Source organism: Streptomyces sp. NPDC043685, assembly GCF_056436585.1.
In genome coordinates, this window is the sequence record NZ_JBWKCH010000002.1 from 821,965 (window position 1) to 839,890 (window position 17,926).

Annotated in this window: 17 protein-coding genes; 8 read left to right on the top strand and 9 right to left on the bottom strand. The window is 72.6% G+C overall.

From position 1 onward, the window contains the following. The first annotated feature begins 139 nt into the window (after positions 1-139). Together AC0665_RS08445 and AC0665_RS08450 are read left to right on the top strand one after the other, a co-directional pair. Positions 140-1,591: an aldehyde dehydrogenase gene (locus tag AC0665_RS08445; protein ID WP_478602571.1), complete on the top strand. Its 1,452-nt coding sequence runs from the start codon at positions 140-142 to the stop codon at positions 1,589-1,591. A gap of 2 nt (positions 1,592-1,593) precedes the next feature. Then, positions 1,594-1,827 (top strand): ferredoxin, encoded by a 234-nt coding sequence (locus AC0665_RS08450; protein WP_468413435.1) that lies wholly within the window; start codon positions 1,594-1,596, stop codon positions 1,825-1,827. A 267-nt stretch (positions 1,828-2,094) separates the two neighbouring features. On the opposite strand, the gene AC0665_RS08455 is transcribed toward AC0665_RS08450, so the two are convergent. Continuing rightward, the gene (locus AC0665_RS08455; protein WP_468413437.1) at positions 2,095-2,754 is read right to left on the bottom strand and encodes a TetR family transcriptional regulator; all 660 of its coding nucleotides are present in this window, start codon (positions 2,752-2,754) and stop codon (positions 2,095-2,097) included. A gap of 211 nt (positions 2,755-2,965) precedes the next feature. Here AC0665_RS08455 and AC0665_RS08460 point away from each other — a divergent pair, with 211 nt between their 5' ends. From AC0665_RS08460 to AC0665_RS08470, 3 genes are read left to right on the top strand one after another with little or no spacing between them, the layout of a single operon-like run. Beyond that, on the top strand, positions 2,966-4,408 hold the full coding sequence (locus AC0665_RS08460) for a glycosyltransferase family 4 protein (RefSeq protein ID WP_478704650.1): 1,443 nt from the start codon (positions 2,966-2,968) through the stop codon (positions 4,406-4,408). Further along, entirely contained in the window at positions 4,402-5,151 is a 750-nt protein-coding gene (locus AC0665_RS08465) for a class I SAM-dependent methyltransferase (RefSeq protein WP_468413441.1), read from the top strand. Before AC0665_RS08460 ends, AC0665_RS08465 begins: the two co-directional genes overlap by 7 nt. After that, positions 5,148-6,218 carry a prenyltransferase/squalene oxidase repeat-containing protein gene (locus AC0665_RS08470; protein ID WP_468638092.1) on the top strand — a complete coding sequence of 357 codons (1,071 nt, stop codon included), beginning with the start codon at positions 5,148-5,150 and terminating at the stop codon, positions 6,216-6,218. The genes AC0665_RS08465 and AC0665_RS08470 overlap by 4 nt, the downstream gene beginning before the upstream one ends. Positions 6,219-6,313: 95 nt before the next feature. Here AC0665_RS08470 and AC0665_RS08475 read toward each other — a convergent pair whose 3' ends face one another. From AC0665_RS08475 to AC0665_RS08505, 7 genes are all read right to left on the bottom strand, one after another. Further along, on the bottom strand, positions 6,314-6,607 hold the full coding sequence (locus AC0665_RS08475) for a hypothetical protein (RefSeq protein WP_468413445.1): 294 nt from the start codon (positions 6,605-6,607) through the stop codon (positions 6,314-6,316). A gap of 46 nt (positions 6,608-6,653) precedes the next feature. Continuing rightward, positions 6,654-7,664, bottom strand: a complete 1,011-nt coding sequence (locus AC0665_RS08480; RefSeq protein ID WP_478704651.1) for an LLM class F420-dependent oxidoreductase — start codon at positions 7,662-7,664, stop codon at positions 6,654-6,656. Between the two features lie 99 nt (positions 7,665-7,763). Further along, entirely contained in the window at positions 7,764-8,591 is an 828-nt protein-coding gene (locus AC0665_RS08485; RefSeq protein ID WP_468413449.1) for a hypothetical protein, read from the bottom strand. Positions 8,592-8,749: 158 nt separating this feature from the next. Further along, positions 8,750-9,700, bottom strand: a complete 951-nt coding sequence (locus AC0665_RS08490) for an N-acetylmuramoyl-L-alanine amidase (RefSeq protein ID WP_478704652.1) — start codon at positions 9,698-9,700, stop codon at positions 8,750-8,752. A gap of 62 nt (positions 9,701-9,762) precedes the next feature. Further along, a complete protein-coding gene (locus AC0665_RS08495; protein ID WP_468413453.1) occupies positions 9,763-10,050 on the bottom strand; it encodes a hypothetical protein in 288 nt (95 codons plus the stop codon). A gap of 121 nt (positions 10,051-10,171) precedes the next feature. Next, on the bottom strand, positions 10,172-10,822 hold the full coding sequence (locus AC0665_RS08500) for a class I SAM-dependent methyltransferase (protein WP_468413455.1): 651 nt from the start codon (positions 10,820-10,822) through the stop codon (positions 10,172-10,174). Positions 10,823-10,924: 102 nt separating this feature from the next. Next, positions 10,925-12,664 carry an MFS transporter gene (locus AC0665_RS08505; protein WP_478602579.1) on the bottom strand — a complete coding sequence of 580 codons (1,740 nt, stop codon included), beginning with the start codon at positions 12,662-12,664 and terminating at the stop codon, positions 10,925-10,927. 229 nt (positions 12,665-12,893) lie between these two features. Between AC0665_RS08505 and AC0665_RS08510 the strand changes: the two genes are divergently transcribed. After that, positions 12,894-14,348, top strand: a complete 1,455-nt coding sequence (locus AC0665_RS08510) for an MFS transporter (RefSeq protein ID WP_478704653.1) — start codon at positions 12,894-12,896, stop codon at positions 14,346-14,348. A gap of 27 nt (positions 14,349-14,375) precedes the next feature. Here AC0665_RS08510 and AC0665_RS08515 read toward each other — a convergent pair whose 3' ends face one another. Continuing rightward, positions 14,376-15,584: a hypothetical protein gene (locus AC0665_RS08515; RefSeq protein WP_478602581.1), complete on the bottom strand. Its 1,209-nt coding sequence runs from the start codon at positions 15,582-15,584 to the stop codon at positions 14,376-14,378. A 366-nt stretch (positions 15,585-15,950) separates the two neighbouring features. On the opposite strand from AC0665_RS08515, the gene AC0665_RS08520 reads away from it, so the two are divergent. Both AC0665_RS08520 and AC0665_RS08525 read left to right on the top strand, forming a co-directional pair. Further along, positions 15,951-16,808: a MaoC/PaaZ C-terminal domain-containing protein gene (locus AC0665_RS08520; RefSeq protein WP_478602583.1), complete on the top strand. Its 858-nt coding sequence runs from the start codon at positions 15,951-15,953 to the stop codon at positions 16,806-16,808. Positions 16,809-16,839: 31 nt separating this feature from the next. Continuing rightward, complete coding sequence (locus AC0665_RS08525; protein WP_468413464.1) at positions 16,840-17,916, top strand: Zn-dependent alcohol dehydrogenase; 1,077 nt, start codon at positions 16,840-16,842, stop codon at positions 17,914-17,916. The last annotated feature ends 10 nt before the right edge of the window (positions 17,917-17,926 follow it).

Consider the following 17,926-nt stretch of genomic DNA (forward strand, 5'->3'; position numbering starts at 1 on the left):
GCGTTCCGAGTCCGCTCCTGATCACCGAGGAACCGATGATCAGAGGATTCTCGTCCCGTCCGTGGACTACTTGAACTAGAACTGGTATCAGTTCTGAAGCCCCGTCAGGAAGGGCGCCGTCCCCCGGGAGGCAGACGCCATGACCGAGCTCGTGGAACACGGACAGCTGTTCATCGGCGGGGAGTTGACCGACCCCCTGGGCCAGGACGTCATCGAGGTGATCTCGCCGCACACCGAGGAGGTCATCGGGCGCGTCCCGCACGCCTCGACGGCGGATGTCGACCGGGCCGTGGCGGCGGCCCGGCGGGCCTTCGACGAGGGGCCCTGGCCGCGCATGGGCCTCGACGAGCGGATCGAGGTCGTCGGCCGGATCAAGGACGCCGTCGCCGCCCGGCACGACGAGATCGCCCGCCTGATCTCCGCCCAGAACGGCTCGCCCTACTCCTGGAGCGTCCTCGCCCAGGCCCTCGGCGCGGTGATGGTCTGGGACTCGGCGATCACCGTCGCCCGCGGCTTCACCCACGAGGAGCGGCGTGACGGCGTCCTGGGCAAAATCCTCGTGCGCCGCGAGCCGGTCGGGGTCGTGGCGGCCGTGGTCCCCTGGAACGTCCCGCAGTTCGTGGCCGCCGCCAAGCTCGCCCCGGCCCTGCTCGCCGGCTGCACGGTCGTGCTCAAGCCCTCGCCCGAGTCCCCTCTCGACGCCTACCTGCTCGGCGAGATCGCCCGCGAGGCCGGGCTGCCTGAGGGCGTGCTGTCGATCCTGCCCGCCGACCGGGACGTCAGCGAGTACCTGGTCGGGCACCGCGGGATCGACAAGGTCTCCTTCACCGGCTCGGTGGCGGCGGGCAAGCGCGTGATGGAGGTGGCCGCCCGCAACCTCACCCGGGTCACGCTCGAACTGGGCGGCAAGTCCGCGGCCGTCGTCCTGCCCGACGCGGACGTCGAGACGGCCGTGGCGGGCATCGCCCCCGCGGCCTGGATGAACAACGGCCAGGCCTGCGTCGCCCAGACCCGCATCCTCCTGCCGCGCTCCCGCTACGAGGAGTTCGCCGACGCCCTCGCCGCCGCGGCGGGCGCCCTCACGGTCGGCGACCCGCTGGACCCGGCCACGCAGGTGGGCCCGCTGGTGGCCCGGCGCCAGCAGCAGCGCAACCTCGACTACATCCGCATCGGGCAGGAGGAGGGCGCCAAGATCCTCACCGGCGGCGGGCGCCCGGCCGGCCTCGACCGCGGCTGGTACGTCGAGCCCACCCTCTTCGGCGACGTCGACAACTCCATGCGCATCGCCCGCGAGGAGATCTTCGGCCCGGTGATCTGCCTGCTGCCCTACGACGACGAGTCCGACGCCGTGAAGATCGCCAACGACTCCGACTACGGCCTGAGCGGCAGCGTCTGGACCGCCGACGTCGAGCACGGCATCGACATCGCCCGGCAGGTGCGCACGGGCACCTACTCCGTCAACACCTTCAGCCTGGACATGCTCGGCCCGTTCGGCGGCTACAAGAACTCGGGCCTGGGGCGGGAGTTCGGGCCCGAGGGGTACGGCGCGTACCTGGAGCACAAGATGATCCACCTCCCGGCGCAGGCCTAGCCATGGGCGACCGCTGGCACATCGAGGTCGACCGCTCCCTGTGCGTCGGCTCCGCGCAGTGCCTCCACCACGCGCCGGACGGCTTCCGCCTGGACACCGCCCGCCGGTCCCGTCCGCTCACCCCGGACATGGACGCCAACGAGCGGGTCCTGGAGGCGGCGGAGTGCTGCCCCACGGAGGCGATCACGATCACCCTGCGGGACGGCGGGGAAGCGGTGTTCCCGCCGGAGGAATAGCGCCCGAAAAAATCATGGCGAGAGGGGTTTTCATACCCTTTGGGCGTTCTATCCTGGAAATCGGCCTACGAGGCGAGTGAGGGAGTCCGACCGGAGTGGCCGACGTCGGCAGGAGGCTTCGGCTTCCGCTGGTGCCGACTGCGACGGTAGGGCTGAGAGGCCGGAAGGCGCCGGGCCGAAACCCGGCGGCCGGAAGGCGACCCCCATCACCTGATCCGGACCATGCCGGCGAAGGGAACCCGTCTCGTAGGTCCTCCCGTGCCCGGGTCAGGGACCGGTCGGCGACGTCAGGTCGATCAGCCGGCACACCGTCTCGATGTCGATCTTCACCTGGGCGATCGAGGCCCGCCCCGACAGCCAGGTGATCAGCGCCGAGTGCCAGGTGTGCTCGATGACCCGGACCGCCGAGAGCTGCTCCGGGGTCGGGTGCTCCTGGCCCATCGCGTCCAGGATGATCGCCGTCGTCTGGCGGGAGACCTGGTCGACCTCCGGACTCACGCTGCGGTCGGCGAAGGTCAGCGCGCGCACCATGGCATCGGCCAGGTGCGGCTCGCGCTGCAACGCCCGGAAGGCCCGCATCAGGGTCTCCGCGACCCGCTCGGCGGCCGTCTCGCCCTGCGGGGGCTTCTTGCGCAGGGTGCCGTGCATGTGCTCCAGCTGGTCCTGCATCGTGGCGACCAGAAGGTGGATCTTGGACGGGAAGTAGCGGTACAGCGTGCCCAGGGCCACCTGCGAGGACTCCGCGACCTCCCGCATCTGCACGGCGTCGAAGCCGCCCCGGCTGGCCAGCTGCGCGCTCGCGTGCAGGATGCGGCGCCGACGGGCCTCCTGGCGCTCCGTCAGAGGAGCGGCGCCGGGGGCCGCCGCTCCGGCTTCCACCTTGGCCGGCTTGTTCACCTTGGCGCTCACCTGGGCTTCCGCGGGCATGAGTCGGTCCCGTTCCGTGACCGTCCGTGAGGACGAGTGATCACACAGCATGGCACGGCACCGGCCGTGGCGTGAATCACCTGATCCACTGGTCACAGCGCTCTTACCTGCCGGTAGATTCGGAGCCTCCGAACGATCAAGTCTGAAACTTGTTCTAGATTAGCGTCCCGGCGTAATCTCGCGGGACAGTGCAGGGAGAAGGGGGCTCGGAGTGACCGCTGAGGCCAGGAAGGCCGGGGCCCCGGAGGACCCCGCCGCCGACGGCTTGCGACCGCTCGACATCGCGCTCCTCACCTATAAAGGGAACCCGTTCTGCGGCGGCCAGGGCGTCTACGTCCGGCACCTCTCGCGCGAACTGGCCCGCCTCGGCCACCGGGTCGAGGTCATCGGCTCCCAGCCCTACCCCGTCCTCGACGAGGGCTACGAGGGCCTGAGCCTCACCGAGCTGCCCAGCCTCGACCTGTACCGCCAGCCCGATCCCTTCCGCACGCCGGGTCGCGGCGAGTACCGCGACTGGATCGACGCGCTGGAAGTCGCCACGATGTGGACGGGCGGCTTCCCGGAACCGCTGACGTTCTCCCTGCGCGCCCGCCGCCATCTGCGCGCCCGCCGCGGCGACTTCGACGTCGTGCACGACAACCAGACCCTCGGCTACGGCCTGCTGGGCGATGTCGGCGCCCCCCTGGTGACCACCATCCACCACCCCATCACCGTCGACCGGCAGTTGGAGCTGGACGCGGCGGACGGATGGCAGCGGCGGTACTCGGTGCGGCGCTGGTACGCCTTCACCCGCATGCAGAAGCGCGTCGCGCGGCGCCTGCCGTCCGTGCTCACCGTCTCCGGCACCTCGCGGCAGGAGATCGTCGACCACCTCGGTGTCCGGCAGGACCGCATCCACGTGGTCCACATCGGCGCCGACACCGACCTGTTCTCGCCGGATCCGTCGGTGCCGGTCGTGCCGGGCCGGATCGTGACGACCTCCAGCGCGGACGTGCCGCTCAAGGGCCTGGTCCATCTCGTCGAGGCGCTGGCCAAGGTGCGGACCGAGCACCCCGCGGCCCATCTCGTCGTCGTCGGCAAGCGGCCCGCCGAAGGGCCCGTCGCCCAGGCGATGGAGCGCTACGGGCTCGCCGGGGCCGTCGAGTTCGTCAAGGGCATCTCCGACGCGGAGCTCGTCGACCTCGTGCGCTCGGCGCAGGTCGCGTGCGTGCCGTCGCTCTACGAGGGCTTCTCGCTGCCGGCCGCGGAGGCCATGGCCACCGGCACACCGCTGCTCGCCACGACCGGCGGCGCCATCCCCGAGGTCGCCGGCCGCGACGGCGAGACCTGCCTGGCGGTACCGCCAGGCGACGCGGGCGCGCTGGCCGCGGGCCTGAACCGGCTGCTGGCCGACGCGCGGCTGCGCGCACGGCTCGGCGCGGCCGGCCGCGAACGCGTCCTGCGGAACTTCACCTGGGCCAGGGCGGCGCAGGGCACGGTGGCCCGCTACCGCGAGGCCATCGACCGGGCCGGGACCCGCACCCCGCAGCGGACCGCCGGCCGTCCGGCCCCCGCGACCCGTGCCGTACCCGCCCCCGCGGGCACGGCGGGTGCTGTCACCGCAGCTCCGGCAGATGTAGAAGGCGTCAACTCCGAAAGCAGGGCCACGTGCTGACCGTCGACTTCTCCCGGTTCCCGCTCGCCCCGGGTGACCGTGTCCTGGACCTCGGCTGCGGTGCCGGGCGGCACGCGTTCGAGTGTTACCGGCGCGGCGCTCAGGTCGTGGCGCTGGACCAGAACGCCGAGGAGATCCGCGAGGTCGCGAAGTGGTTCGCGGCGATGAAGGAGGCCGGCGAGGCCCCCGAGGGCGCCACCGCCACGGCCATGGAGGGCGACGCCCTCGCGCTGCCCTTCCCCGACGAGTCCTTCGACGTCGTGATCATCTCCGAGGTCATGGAGCACATCCCGGACGACAAGGGCGTCCTCGCCGAGATGGTGCGGGTGCTCAAGCCCGGCGGCCGCATCGCCGTCACCGTCCCGCGCTACGGCCCCGAGAAGGTCTGCTGGAGCCTCTCCGACGCCTACCACGAGGTCGAGGGCGGCCACATCCGCATCTACAAGGCGGACGAACTGCTGGAGAAGATCCGCGAGGCCGGCCTGGAGCCCTACGGCACGCACCACGCCCACGCCCTGCACTCGCCCTACTGGTGGCTCAAGTGCGCGTTCGGCGTCGACAACGACAAGGCGCTGCCGGTGCGCGCGTACCACAAGCTGCTGGTCTGGGACATCATGAAGAAGCCGCTGGCCACCCGGGTCGCCGAGCAGGCGCTGAACCCGCTGATCGGCAAGAGCTTCGTGGCGTACGCGACCAAGCCGCACCTGCCGCGTCTGGCCGACAACGGGGCGGACGCCAGGTGACCACGTCCCGGACGGAACATCTGGTCCTGCCCGGGGTGCTCACCGCGGGAGAGGCCGCCGCGACCGTCGCCGGCATTCTCGCCGTGCAGCGCGAGGACGGGGCGATCCCCTGGTTCCGGGGGCACCACCTCGACCCGTGGGACCACGTCGAGGCCGCCATGGCCCTGGACGCGGCCGGCGAGCACGAGGCCGCCGAGCGGGCCTACCTGTGGCTGGCCCGGCACCAGAACGAGGACGGCTCCTGGTACGCGGCCTACACCGACGGCGCGTTCGACGCGGTCGCCGACCGGGGCCGGGAGACCAACTTCGTCGCCTACATAGCCGTCGGCGTCTGGCACCACTACCTCTCCACCGGCGACGACGCGTTCCTGGACCGCATGTGGCCGGCGGTGTACGCGGCGGTGGAGTTCGTGCTGCGCCTCCAGCAGCCCGGCGGGCAGATCGGCTGGCGCCGCGACGACGACGGCACCCCGACGACGGACGCCCTGCTGACGGGGAGTTCCTCCGTCCACCACGCGCTGCGCTGCGCTCTCGCCATCGCCGAGCAGCGCGAAGAGGCCCAACCGGACTGGGAGTTGGCGGCGGGCGCGCTGCGGCACGCCATACGCCACCACCCCGAGCGGTTCCTCGACAAGAACCGGTACTCGATGGACTGGTACTACCCGGTGCTCGGCGGCGCGCTGACCGGCGCGGAGGCCAAGGCCCGGATCGAGGAGGACTGGGACCGGTTCGTCGTCCCCGGGCTGGGCGTGCGCTGCGTGGTGCCCAACCCGTGGGTCACGGGAGGCGAGTCGGCCGAACTCGCGCTCGCGCTCTGGGCGATGGGGGAGTCGGACCGGGCGCTGGAGATCCTTCAGTCGATCCAGCATCTGCGGGATCCGCAGAGCGGGCTGTACTGGACCGGGTACGTCTTCGACGACGAGGCGATCTGGCCGCGGGAGCTGACCACGTGGACCGCGGGGTCGTTGCTGCTGGCGGTCGCCGCGCTGGGCGGTCACGAGGCGACGTGCCGGGTGTTCGGTGGCGCGGAGTTGCCCGTCGGGCTCGAGTCGGACTGCTGCGCCTAGGAGCTCGGGGAGTTCGCCGGTTGTGCGGGCGCGGGGTGTGCGTGGTTGATCGCGCAGTTCCCCGCGCCCCCTGAAGGCGAGGCCCTGAAGGCGTCTCAGTGGCGGTGGGCGCGGTTGGCGATGGCGTGGCCCACGAACAGGTACACCACCGCTGCCAGGCCGTAGCCGCAGACCACGCGGGCCCACGCCTCGTCGAACGTGAACAGGTCGTGCGACCAGCCGGCGAGCCAGCGGGCCGCGTCGTGGATGAACTGGACGAACGAGTTGCCGGGGTTGGCTTCCAGCAGGTACATCACAATCCACAGGCCCAGGATGAGGGCCATGATGTCGGCCACGACCGCGACGATCGTGCCGGCCTGATTCGCACCGTTGCGATATCGAGGGGACATGGTTTCCGGATTGCCCTTGAACTCTGGATGAAACCCGGGGAATCGCTCAGGAGTTCAACTCGGCGAGAACGCGCAGGGTGTGCGGGTCGGGGCTGAGCACCAAAAGGTCGGTCACCGGGCCCTTGCGCCACTCCTCCAGTCGCTCGGCGATCCGTTCACGCGGACCGACCAAGGAGATCTCGTCGGCGAAGGCGTCGGGGACGGCCAGCACGGCCTCCTCCCTGCGGCCGGAGAGGAACAGCTCCTGGATGCGGCGGGCCTCTGCCTCGTAGCCCATGCGGGCCATCAGGTCGGCGTGGAAATTGCGGGCGGCGTGGCCCATGCCGCCGATGTAGAAGCCGAGCATCGCCTTGACGGGCAGCAGGCCCTCGGCGACGTCGTCGCAGACCCGGGCCCGGGCCATCGGCGCGACCAGGAAGCCCTCGGGCAGCTCGGCCAGGGCCGGGCCGTAGACCTCCGGACGGCTCGGCGACCAGTACAGCGGCAGCCACCCGTCGGCGATCCGGATCGTCTGGGCGACGTTCTTCGGGCCCTCCGCGCCCAGCAGGATCGGCAGACCGGCGCGGAGCGGGTGCGTGATCGGCTTGAGGGGCTTGCCGAGGCCGGTGGCGTCCGGGCCCCGGTAGGGGTGGGGGTGGAAGCGGCCCGCCAGTTCCACGGGGCCCTCGCGGCGCAGCACCTGCCGCAGGACGTCGACGTACTCGCGGGTGGCGGTGAGCGGCGAGGCGGGGAACGGGCGGCCGTACCAGCCCTCGACGACCTGCGGGCCGGAGAGTCCGAGGCCCAGCAGCACGCGGCCGCCGGAGAGATGGTCCAGGGTGAGGGCGTGCATCGCGCTCGTGGCCGGTGACCGGGCCGCCATCTGCGCGACCGCCGTGCCGAGGCGGATGCGGGAGGTGTGCGCCGCGATCCAGGTGAGCGGGGTGAAGGCGTCCGAGCCCCAGGACTCCGCCGTCCAGACCGAGTCGTAGCCGAGCCGCTCGGCCTCCCGCGCGAGGGTCAGATGACCGGGGGAGGGGCCGCGACCCCAGTAGCCGAGCGCGAGACCGAGCCGCATGCCTGCCTCCTGACGGTGTGTCAGCTGACGGGGGCGACGACTGTACGGCAACGGCCCCCCGCCCGGAAGGGCGAGGGGCCGTGCGCGAGGAGTGCGGGCTCAGCCGCGCTGGATGCCCGAGGTGTCCTGGAGGACGCCGCGGCGGCCGTCCTGCGTCTGGGCGACCAGGGCCGCTCCGCGCTGCTCGACGGCCAGGTACCAGGTGCCCGGCGCGAGTTCGGCGATCGGCGTGGGCGAGCCGTCCTCGGCGAACAGCGGCCGCGGCACCGGCACCGCGAACCAGAACGGGGAGAAGTCCCCGGCCGGCGGCTGCGGAGCCTGGGCCTGCGCGGGCTGGGGCTGCTGCTGGCCGTAGGGCTGCCCCGGCTGCGGCTGGCCGTAGCCACCGGGCTGCTGCGCGCCCGGGTAGCCGTAGCCGCCGGGGGGCTGGGCGCCGTAGGGCTGCGGGGCGGCCGGACGCGGGGCCGGAACGAGGGCGCCCTTGAGAGCCGGGACGAGGGGGGTGGCGATCGCGGCGGCGGCCATCAGCAGCGTGGCGACGAGGGCGAGGATCACGCCGATGCCGGGGCTCGGGACCAAGTCGGCGCGGGTTCCCTCGATGTTGTCGTAGCCGCCGGGCACGTCGAAGACGTTGCCGAGCGCGCTCCACGCGGCGAACACCGTGAAGGCGGCACCGAACTGGCCGAGCTCGATCCCCGCGATCTTCGGGGCCTGCGGCAGACCACGCGCGACGACGACGAGCGCCGCGCCGATGATCCCGGCCAGCACGACGCTGAACACGACCGGGCCGCTGCCCCACAGGCTGGGGAGGTCGACGCTGTCGGGGACATTGTCGAACGAGTAGAGGTCGAGGAACGACGCGATCAACAGCAATACCGCTGCTCCGATCACCACGCCGTCGCCCCGAGTGAGGGAGCGGATATTCACTTCAGGTCCTTCGTAGGTCGTCTCATCGTCGGTAGAGGCGTCGCTGTCACCATGCCGCCGTCCGGACTCGGTGTGAAGCGCGGGGGTGGCCCCTCATCGTAAGGAGGACCCTATCGTCCGCCCGGTCAGGGTGTCCGCCGGGATCTGCCGGTACGGGACTACCCGCGCAGGAAACTCACGATTCCCTCAGAGATCCCTTGCGCCGCCTTCTGTCGCCAGGCGCCGCTGGTGAGCAACGCCGCGTCCTTGCTATCGCGCATGTTGCCGCACTCGATGAACACCTTGGGAACCGTTGACAGATTGAGACCGCCCAGGTCCTTACGCGTGACGAGACCGCCGCCGTCGCCGACGTAGTTGGAGGGCGCGCTGCCGGTGACGGCCACGAAGCGGCCCGCGACGCGCTCGCCGAGATCCCGGGAGGGGCCGACGATCGCCCGGGTGTCCGCGGCGCCCGCGTGGACCGCGCCGGGCAGGATCACATGGAAGCCGCGGTTGCCCGCGCCGGAGCCGTCCGCGTGGATCGAGACCACGGCGTCGGCCTTCGCCCGGTTGCCGATCCGGGCCCGCTCGTCCACGCACGGCCCGAACGGCCGGTCGCCGTCCTGCGTCAGCTTCACCGTGGCGCCCTGCTTCTCCAGCAGCGCGCGCATCCGGTGCGCCACGTCCAGGGTGAACTTCGCCTCGGTGTAACCGTCGTTGGTGGATGTGCCCGTGGTGTCGCACTCCTTGGAGTTCGTCCCGATGTCCACCTTGCGGTTGATCTCGGCGGCGTGCCGGAAGTTGCCCGCGTTGTGCCCCGGGTCGATGACGACGACCTTGCCCTTGAGCGGGCCGGAGGCGGCGGGCGCGGAGGCCGAGGGCGAGGTCGTGGGCTCCGGGGAGGCGCTCGGCAGCTCCTTGGCGTCGTCGGAGGGCGCGCTCGACGCGGCGGGTGGGGAGGACCGCACGCTCGCCCGCCCCGAACCCCCGTCGTCCCCCGGGCCGCCCACCATCTCGTACACCAGCCAGCCGAGCAGCGCCCCCGGCACCAGCGCGGCGAGCGCGACGGTCAGGGGGCCGCGACGGCGGCGGGGCTGGGGAGGTTCGAAGTCCGGGCCTACGTACGACACGCCAGCCACCCTAGCGGCCGTGCGCGGGGGCGGCGGCCCGAGGACGGCCCGGCGGGTGGCGGCTACGCCCCGTTCCCGTCGCCGCCCCCGTGCCGTACCGCCTCCTTCACCCGCGCCTCCACCTCCTGGCGCGGTGTGCCCTCCTGCTGCGCGTACCCGGTCACCGCCGCCTGGACGTCCCGGGCGAGATCGCGCCAGGCGCGCCAGGCCGTCTCCCAGGTGGTGGTCTGCTGGTCGCTCCACTTGGTCTGGGTGGGCGGCCCGTAGGCGTCCTGGAGTTGACGCACGCGGGCGTACGCCTCGTCCGCCGCGCGCTGCTTCTCCACGAGCTCTGCGAAGGTGTGTGCCACGCGCCCGGATCCTCGGTCAGCGGCGGCCGGGCTCCGACTCGCCACGCCGCCCGTGGGCCGACCGGGAAGGGGCGGACGGGGCGCGGTTCACCCGCCCAGCCGCCCGGCGCGTGCCGGTGCGTCAGATGCCCGGCCCCGTCCGCCGCAGCACCCGCAGCGAGTCCGTCGCCGAGACCTCGGTGAACGCGCCCGACGCGAGGGCGCGGAGGTAGATCCGGTAGGGGGCCTGGCCGGTGAACTCGTCCCGCGGGTCGGGGAAGACGTCGTGGATGAGCAGCAGACCGCCCTCGGCGACGTGCGGCGCCCAGCCCTCGTAGTCGGCCGTGGCGTGCTCGTCGGTGTGGCCGCCGTCGATGAAGACCAGCCCCAGCGGCGTCCGCCAGAACGCGGCGATCCGCGGGGAGCGCCCGACCAGCGCCACCACGTGCTCCTCCAGGCCCGCCCGGTGCAGCGTGCGGCGGAACGTGGGCAGGGTGTCCATCAGGCCGATCTCGGGGTCGACCGTCTCCGGGTCGTGGTACTCCCAGCCCGGCTGCTGCTCCTCGCTGCCGCGGTGGTGGTCGACGGTGAGCGCGCTGATCCCGGCCTCGCGGGCCGCGTCGGCGAGCAGGATCGTGGACCGGCCGCAGTAGGTGCCGACCTCCAGCAGCGGCAGCCCGAGCCGCCCGGCCTCCACGGCCGCCGCGTACAGCGCCAGGCCCTCGCCGGTGGGCATGAACCCCTTCGCCGCCTCGAACGCGGCCAGGATCTCGGGCTTCGGGGCCGCGGGCATCGGGTTCCTCTCGGTCGTACGACGGTCAGGGCGCCATCGTGCCGTACCCCCCGCCGCGGGGGCGACAGGGGGTACCGGCGAGGAGCGCGACGGGGCGGCGGGTCAGGCGGAGACCGTCTCGCCCGGCAGCGACAGGTCCAGGTCGACCGGGCGCTCGTCGCCCGCGTGGGTCGCGGACGAGGCGAGCGGGCCGTGGCCCGTGGCGCGGGCGGCCACGACGTAGGAGCCCTGGGCGGGTACGGAGAGCGCGTAGCTGCCGTCCTCGGCGGTGAGCGTCGCCCCGGCCTGGCGGCCCCGGCGGTCGATCAGCGTGACCTTGGCGCGGGCGACCGGGGAGCCGTCGGCGCCCAGTACCCGGCCGCGGAAGCCGCGCAGCACCTGCTCGGCGCGCTCCAGCACCGCGTCCTCCTCGCTACCGGCGCGCAACTGCGGCTTGTTCGACGGCCGCCGGCCGGGCAGGAACAGTGCCAGCACGAGGCCCACGGCCACCGCGCCCGTCGCGATCAGGAAGGAGACCCGGAAGCCGTGCATGGTCGGGATCTCGACGCCGCCGACGTTGTCCGCGGTGTTCGCCAGCACCATGCCGATCACGGCGCTCGACACCGAGGTGCCGATGGAGCGCATCAGGGTGTTCAGGCCGTTCGCCGCGCCCGTCTCCGACGCCGGGACCGCGCCCACGATCAGCGCGGGCAGCGAGGAGTAGGCGAGGCCGATGCCCGCGCCCAGCAGCACCGAGATGACCAGGCTCTGCCAGGCGGCGCTCATCAGGCCCAGGCCGGCGCCGTAGCCGATCGCGATGATCAGCAGGCCGAGGATCAGGGTGAACTTGGGGCCGTACTTCGCGGAGAGCCGGGCGTAGACGGGTGCGGTGAACATCATCGTCAGGCCGAGCGGCGCGACCAGCAGACCCGCCACGACCATCGACTGCCCGAGGCCGTAGCCCGTGGACGTCGGCAGCTGGAGCAGCTGCGGCAGGACCAGCGAGACGACGTAGAAGGAGACGCCGACCATGATCGAGGCGAGGTTGGTGAACAGGACGGCCGGCCGGGCCGTGGTGCGCAGGTCGACCAGCGGGGCCTTGACGCGCAGCTCCATCACGCCCCACAGCACGAGCACGACCGCCGACGCGGCGAACAGGCCGAGGGTGGTGCCCGAGGCCCAGCCCCAGTCGCTGCCCTTGGTGATCGGCAGCAGGAACAGCACCAGCCCGGCGGACAGGCCGAGCGCGCCCGGCAGGTCGAAGCTGCCCTCGGCGCGCATCGGGGACTCCGGTACGACGAGGAGGGTGAGGGCGATCGCCAGCACACCGAGACCGGCGGCGCCGTAGTAGAGGGCGTGCCAGTCGCTGTGCTGGGCGACCAGGGCGGCGGCGGGCAGGGCGAGGCCGCCGCCGACGCCGATGGAGGAGCTCATCAGGGCCATCGCCGAGCCGAGCTTCTCGCGGGGCAGCATGTCGCGCATCAGGCCGATGCCGAGCGGGATCGCGCCCATCGCGAAGCCCTGGAGCGTACGGCCGGTGATCATCAGCAGCAGATCGCTGGTGAGCGCGCTGACCAGCGCGCCGAGGACCATCACGGCCAGGCTCAGGATCAGCATGCGCCGCTTGCCGTAGAGGTCGCCGAGGCGGCCCATGATCGGGGTGGCCACCGCGCCCGACAGGAGGGTCGAGGTGAGGACCCAGGTGGCGTTGCTGGGGGCGGTGTCCAGCAGCTGCGGCAGGTCCTTGATCACCGGGACGAGCAGGGTCTGCATCACCGCGACAACGATGCCCGCGAAGGCGAGCACCGGGACCACGGCCCCGCTCGCTCTGCCGGCGGGGCGGTCTGTCGTCGTCTGCGTCATTGAGGAGGGCCTCCAGGCCGGGGAGCGTCGGATTACATGGACTCTGAACCTCGTATGTCCAGGCAACTATTCCGTTGCTTTGGCACCCTAACGAAAACTTGACCTTTCCTTGGTCTTGCCGGGGGATTGCGGAAGTCCCTGGCAGGAGCCCCGCAGCGGACCTAGGTCCCGGGACCGAGGGCCCGGCGGGGCCAAATCCCGATGCAAGGGGCCCAAGGCGGTTGAGAGCATGACACCCATGCTCGAATCCGCCGATGCCGCCACCGCCCGCATATCCCGGCTGTCCCGACTGCGTCCGCGCGGCGTGCCCCCGATGTGGCTCGTCGTGGCGCTCACCTGCGCCGGGCAGTTCCTCGTCGTGCTGGACGTGTCCGTCGTCAACGTGGCGCTGCCGTCGATGCGGACCGGCCTCGGACTGAGCGAGCAGGGCCTGCAATGGGTGGTGAACGCCTACGCCATCGCCTTCGCCGGGTTCATGCTGCTCGGCGGACGCGCCGGAGACCTCTACGGCCGCAAGCGGATGTTCCTCGTCGGGCTCGGCCTGTTCACCCTCGCCTCGGCGGCCGGCGGGCTGGCACAGGACGACTGGCACCTGCTCGTGGCCCGGGCCGTGCAGGGGCTGGGCGCGGCGGTGCTGGCGCCCTCGACCCTGACGATCCTCACGGCCTCGCTGCCCGAAGGCGCCGCCCGGGCCCGGGCCATCGGGACCTGGACGGCGGTCGGGGCCGGCGGCGGCGCGGCGGGCGGCCTGGTCGGCGGGCTGCTGGTGGAGACGCTCTCCTGGCGCTGGGTCCTGCTGATCAACGTGCCCGTCGGAGCCGTGGTGCTGTGTGCCGCCGCCTGGTTCCTCACCGAGGGCCGGGCCGGGGACGGCCGCCGCCTCGACCTGCCCGGCGCGCTGCTCGTCACGGCCGGCCTCGGCACGCTGGCCTACGGCATCTCCCAGACGGAGGCGGCGGGCTGGACGGCCCCGGCCACGCTGCTGCCGCTGCTCGCCGGGGCGGCCCTGCTCGGGGCGTTCCTGGCGGTCGAGGCCCGCACGGCGAGCCCCCTGATGCCGCTCGGCCTGCTGCGCGTGCGCTCGGTCTCCTCGGCGAACGTCTCCATGTTCCTGTGCGGCTCGGCGATGTTCTGCATGTGGTTCTTCATGACCCTCTACGCGCAGAACGTCCTCGGCTACACCCCGATCGAGGCCGGCCTCGCCCTGGTCCCGAGCTCCCTGGCCGTCATCCTCGGCTCCAAGCTCGCGCCCCGCCTGATGCGGCCGGTCGGCCCGCGCAACGTCGCCGCGCTGGGCACCCTGGTCGCCGTGGCCGGCTTCGCCTGGCAGTCCACGATGACCCCCGACGGCTCCTACGCCACCGCCATCCTCTTCCCCGGCGTCCTCATGATGCTCGGCGCGGGCCTGGCGGCGACCCCCCTGGCCTCCCTGGCCACGTCCGGCGCCGCCCCCGAGGAGGCGGGCCTGGTCTCCGGCCTCGTCAACACCTCCCGCACGATGGGCGGTTCCCTGGGCCTGGCGGTCCTGTCCACCCTCGCGGCGTCCGAATCGGCGGGCGCCGGCACCCTGCAGGCCCTGACCGCGGGTTATGCCCTGGCGTTCCGGGTGGGGGCCGGGGTGCTCGCGGCCGGGGCGGTGCTGATGTGGGTGTGGCTGCCGCGGACGGCCCCCCAGGCCCCGTGAGGGACGCGGCCGACCACGGGGCCCTGGTCAGGGGCGGGGCGTCTCCAGGAGCGAGGCCAGGGTCCGCGTGAACGACGTCGCCGAATGGTCGGCGTGGTCGCGGATGCGCGCCGCCACGGCCTCGGCGCCGCCGCCCTCCAGGAGGCGGACGATCCTGTCCTGCTCCTGGTCCTGCCCGTGCCCCTGCCGGGTGGTCAGATAGAAGTCCGTCGCGTCGTACGCCATGTGGAAGACGTGCTTCTTCACATCGCTCAGCGTCAGATAGTCGTCGTGCGTCTTGGGCGTCGGCTCGGGCGCGCCGACACACACCGCCGGGGTGCCCGCGCCCCACGCGTTGACGGCCAGGTGGTACGTGTCGGTGATGACCAGCCGGTAGCGGGGCAGGACGCCGACCAGGTCGCCGACGGTGGGGTTGCCCGGGCGGGCCCGGATGTGGCTCACCTCGGCGGGGACGTCCCGGTCGAACCAGGGCAGCCACTCCAACGGGGCGCCCAGGCGGTCGGCCAGGCCCTGGCAGAAGCCCGGCAGCCAGTCGGGGATCGGCGTACGGGCACCGAGGAAGACCCCGATCGCACCGCCGTCGGGGACCGACCGGGACCAGGGCGTCCTGGGGAGGTGATCCAGGTCGCCGGGGCGGGACAGCAGCGCCGCGTCCGAACCGAAGTGGTCGGTCGTCCGGTCCCGGCGCAGATGCGCGATCTTCGCCGCCGAGAGCGGATCGCGCACCCACATCCGGTGGGTGTGCCGCACCAGCCGGGAGAACAGCGGGCCGTACTCCTTGTCCTCGTAGTCGGACTGCGTGTTGTGCAGGATCGTCCCGCCGTAGCTGAGGGTGCGGGCGAGGACCTCGTCCGGCTGGTCCGCGAACAGCAGGGCCCGGTTCAGCTGGTCCCGGGCCTCGTCCCGGTCCGCGGCGAAGCCGAAGTCGAGCAGCCGGTTCGTCGCGTCCTGCGCCAGGTAGTGCCGGGTGTGCAGGAAGTCGCCCCAGAAGACGACCGCGTCATGGTCCCGGAGCGTGTCGAGGTGCTCGGCCAGCGGGTGGAAGCGGAACGGGAAGCCGGTGCCGCGCGCGCCGTCGCGCAGCGGCACGGTCTCCGGCGTGTGCAGCGTGTACCAGGTGGCGTCGAACGCCGTGTCCATCCGCCGCCGCAGGGACTCGAACGCCAAGTCCACGGTGAGCATGCCCGTGTTGCGGTACCCGATGTTCGGTGCGGTGATGACGGCGACGCGTCCCATGTGCTCCCGTTCCCCCAGCCGTTGCCGGCGCTCTCGACGTGTGGTGGCGCGAACCACCGGCCAACGTACACGTCCGCCTCGCCGCGGGAACGTCCCGCCCCCCGCGGGCGGTGGCTCTCCCGCGCCGGCGGAAGCTCCGGCGTCGTCCGCGGTGGGGCCTGCCGGCCTCCGGCGGCCTGTGCAGCTGACACGGCGTCAGGAGGCTTCACAAGTGCCGAGGCCTCGGCTATACAGAGGGCGCGAGACTGAAACGCGTTCCAGTCCGGGTCCCGGGTGCGTGTTCCGGTCTCGGTGCCAGACGGCCTCGGTGCGGCCGACGGTGCGGACGGCCGTACCGAGGTCCTTCCTCCGGCGATCAGGAGCCTCATGCCCATCGACGCAGCCACGGCGCTCGCGGCCGAACCCCGGACCGGCGAGCTTGCCTGGGACCACAAGGACGTGCAGCTCTACCACCTCGGCATCGGCGCGGGCAGCCCCGCCACCGACCCCGACGAACTGCGCTACACCCTGGAGTCCCGGCTGCACGTCCTGCCGAGCTTCGCCACCGTCGCCGGCGGCGGAAAGCCCGGCGTGACCGGCGGACTGTCCATGCCCGGCATCGAGGTCGACCTGGCCCGCGTCCTGCACGGCGGCCAGAGCCTCGTCCTGCACCGGCCCCTCCCGGCCGCGGGCACCGCCACCGCGGTCAACCGGATCGCCGCGGTCTACGACAAGGGAACCGCGGCCGTCCTCGTGCTGCGCACCGAAGTCACCGACGCGGGCGGCCCGTTGTGGACCAACGACGCGCAGATCTTCATCCGCGGCGAGGGCGGCTGGGGCGGCGACCGCGGCCCCTCGGCCCGCCTGGAACCCCCCACCGGGGAACCCGGCCGGACCGTGGAGCGGCCGACCCGCGAGGACCAGGCCCTGCTCTACCGCCTCTCCGGCGACTACAACCCCCTGCACGCCGACCCGGAGTTCGCCAAACTCGCCGGCTTCGAACGGCCCATCCTGCACGGCCTGTGCACCTACGGCATCACGCTCAAGGCCGTCGTCGACACCCTCCTGGGCGGGGACGTGACCCGGGTGCGCTCGTACACCACCCGGTTCGCCGGGGTCGTGTACCCGGGGGAGACCCTGCGGATCCGCATGTGGCACACGCCCGGGGCCACCCGGGTCGCCGTCGGCGCCGTGGAGCGGGACGACGCGCCCGTCCTCGCCGACACCGTCGTCGAACACACCTGAGTCCACACCGCCGTACGAAGGAGCCCGCACCATGCGCGCAGCCGTACTGCACGAGATCGGCCAGGACAAGCTGGAGGTCCTCGACGACGTCGAGGCGGTGGGGTTCGGACCCGGCAAGGTGCGGATCCGGGTGCGCGCCACGGGACTGTGCCACTCGGACCTGTCCGCGATGAGCGGGGTGCTGCCGCAGCCCGCGCCGTTCGTGCCCGGGCACGAGGGAGCGGGGGAGATCATCGAGGTCGGCGAGGGCGTGAGCCGTCTGAAGGCCGGCGACCGGGTCGTGGTGTGCTGGCTGCCCGCGTGCGGGGCCTGCCCCGCCTGCAAGCGCGGCCAGACCGAGCTGTGCCTGGCCGGGTTCATGAACGCCGGCACACCCAACTTCACACGCCCCGGCGGGGACGTCTTCGGCTTCGCCGGCACCGGCACCTTCAGCGAGGAGGTCGTCGTCGACGCCGGCTGCGCGGTGCCGATACCCGACGACGTGCCCTTCGACATCGCCGCCCTCATCGGCTGCGGAGTGACGACCGGCCTCGGTGCCGCGCTCAACACCGCCGACCTGGAAGCCGGTTCGTCGGTGGCGGTCATCGGCTGCGGGGGCGTCGGCATCTCCGTGATCCAGGGCGCCCGGCTCAGGGGCGCCGCCGAGATCGTCGCCGTCGACCCGATCGCCGCGCGCCGCGAGTCCGCGCTCGCCTTCGGCGCCACCCGGGCCGTCTCACCCGACGAACTGCCCGACTGCACACAGCGGATCACCGCCGGCGAGGGCTTCGATCACGTCTTCGAGGTCGTCGGCAAGGCCGCCACGGCACGCACCGCCTACGACACCACCCGGCGCGGCGGCACCCTCGTGGTGGTCGGCGCCGGAGCCATGGACGACTTCCTCCAGCTCAACATGTTCGAGCTGTTCTTCGACGAGAAGCGGATCCTGCCCTCCCTGTACGGCGGCGGAGACGTGCTGCGCTCCTACGAACGCACCATCGCCCTGTGGCGCGCGGGCCGGGTCGACCTCGCGGGCCTGATCACCCACCGGGTCCCGCTCGCCGACGTCAACGAGGCCTTGGATCAGATGCGCACCGGGACCGCCCTGCGCACCTGCGTCGAGATGTGAGGGCCCACGC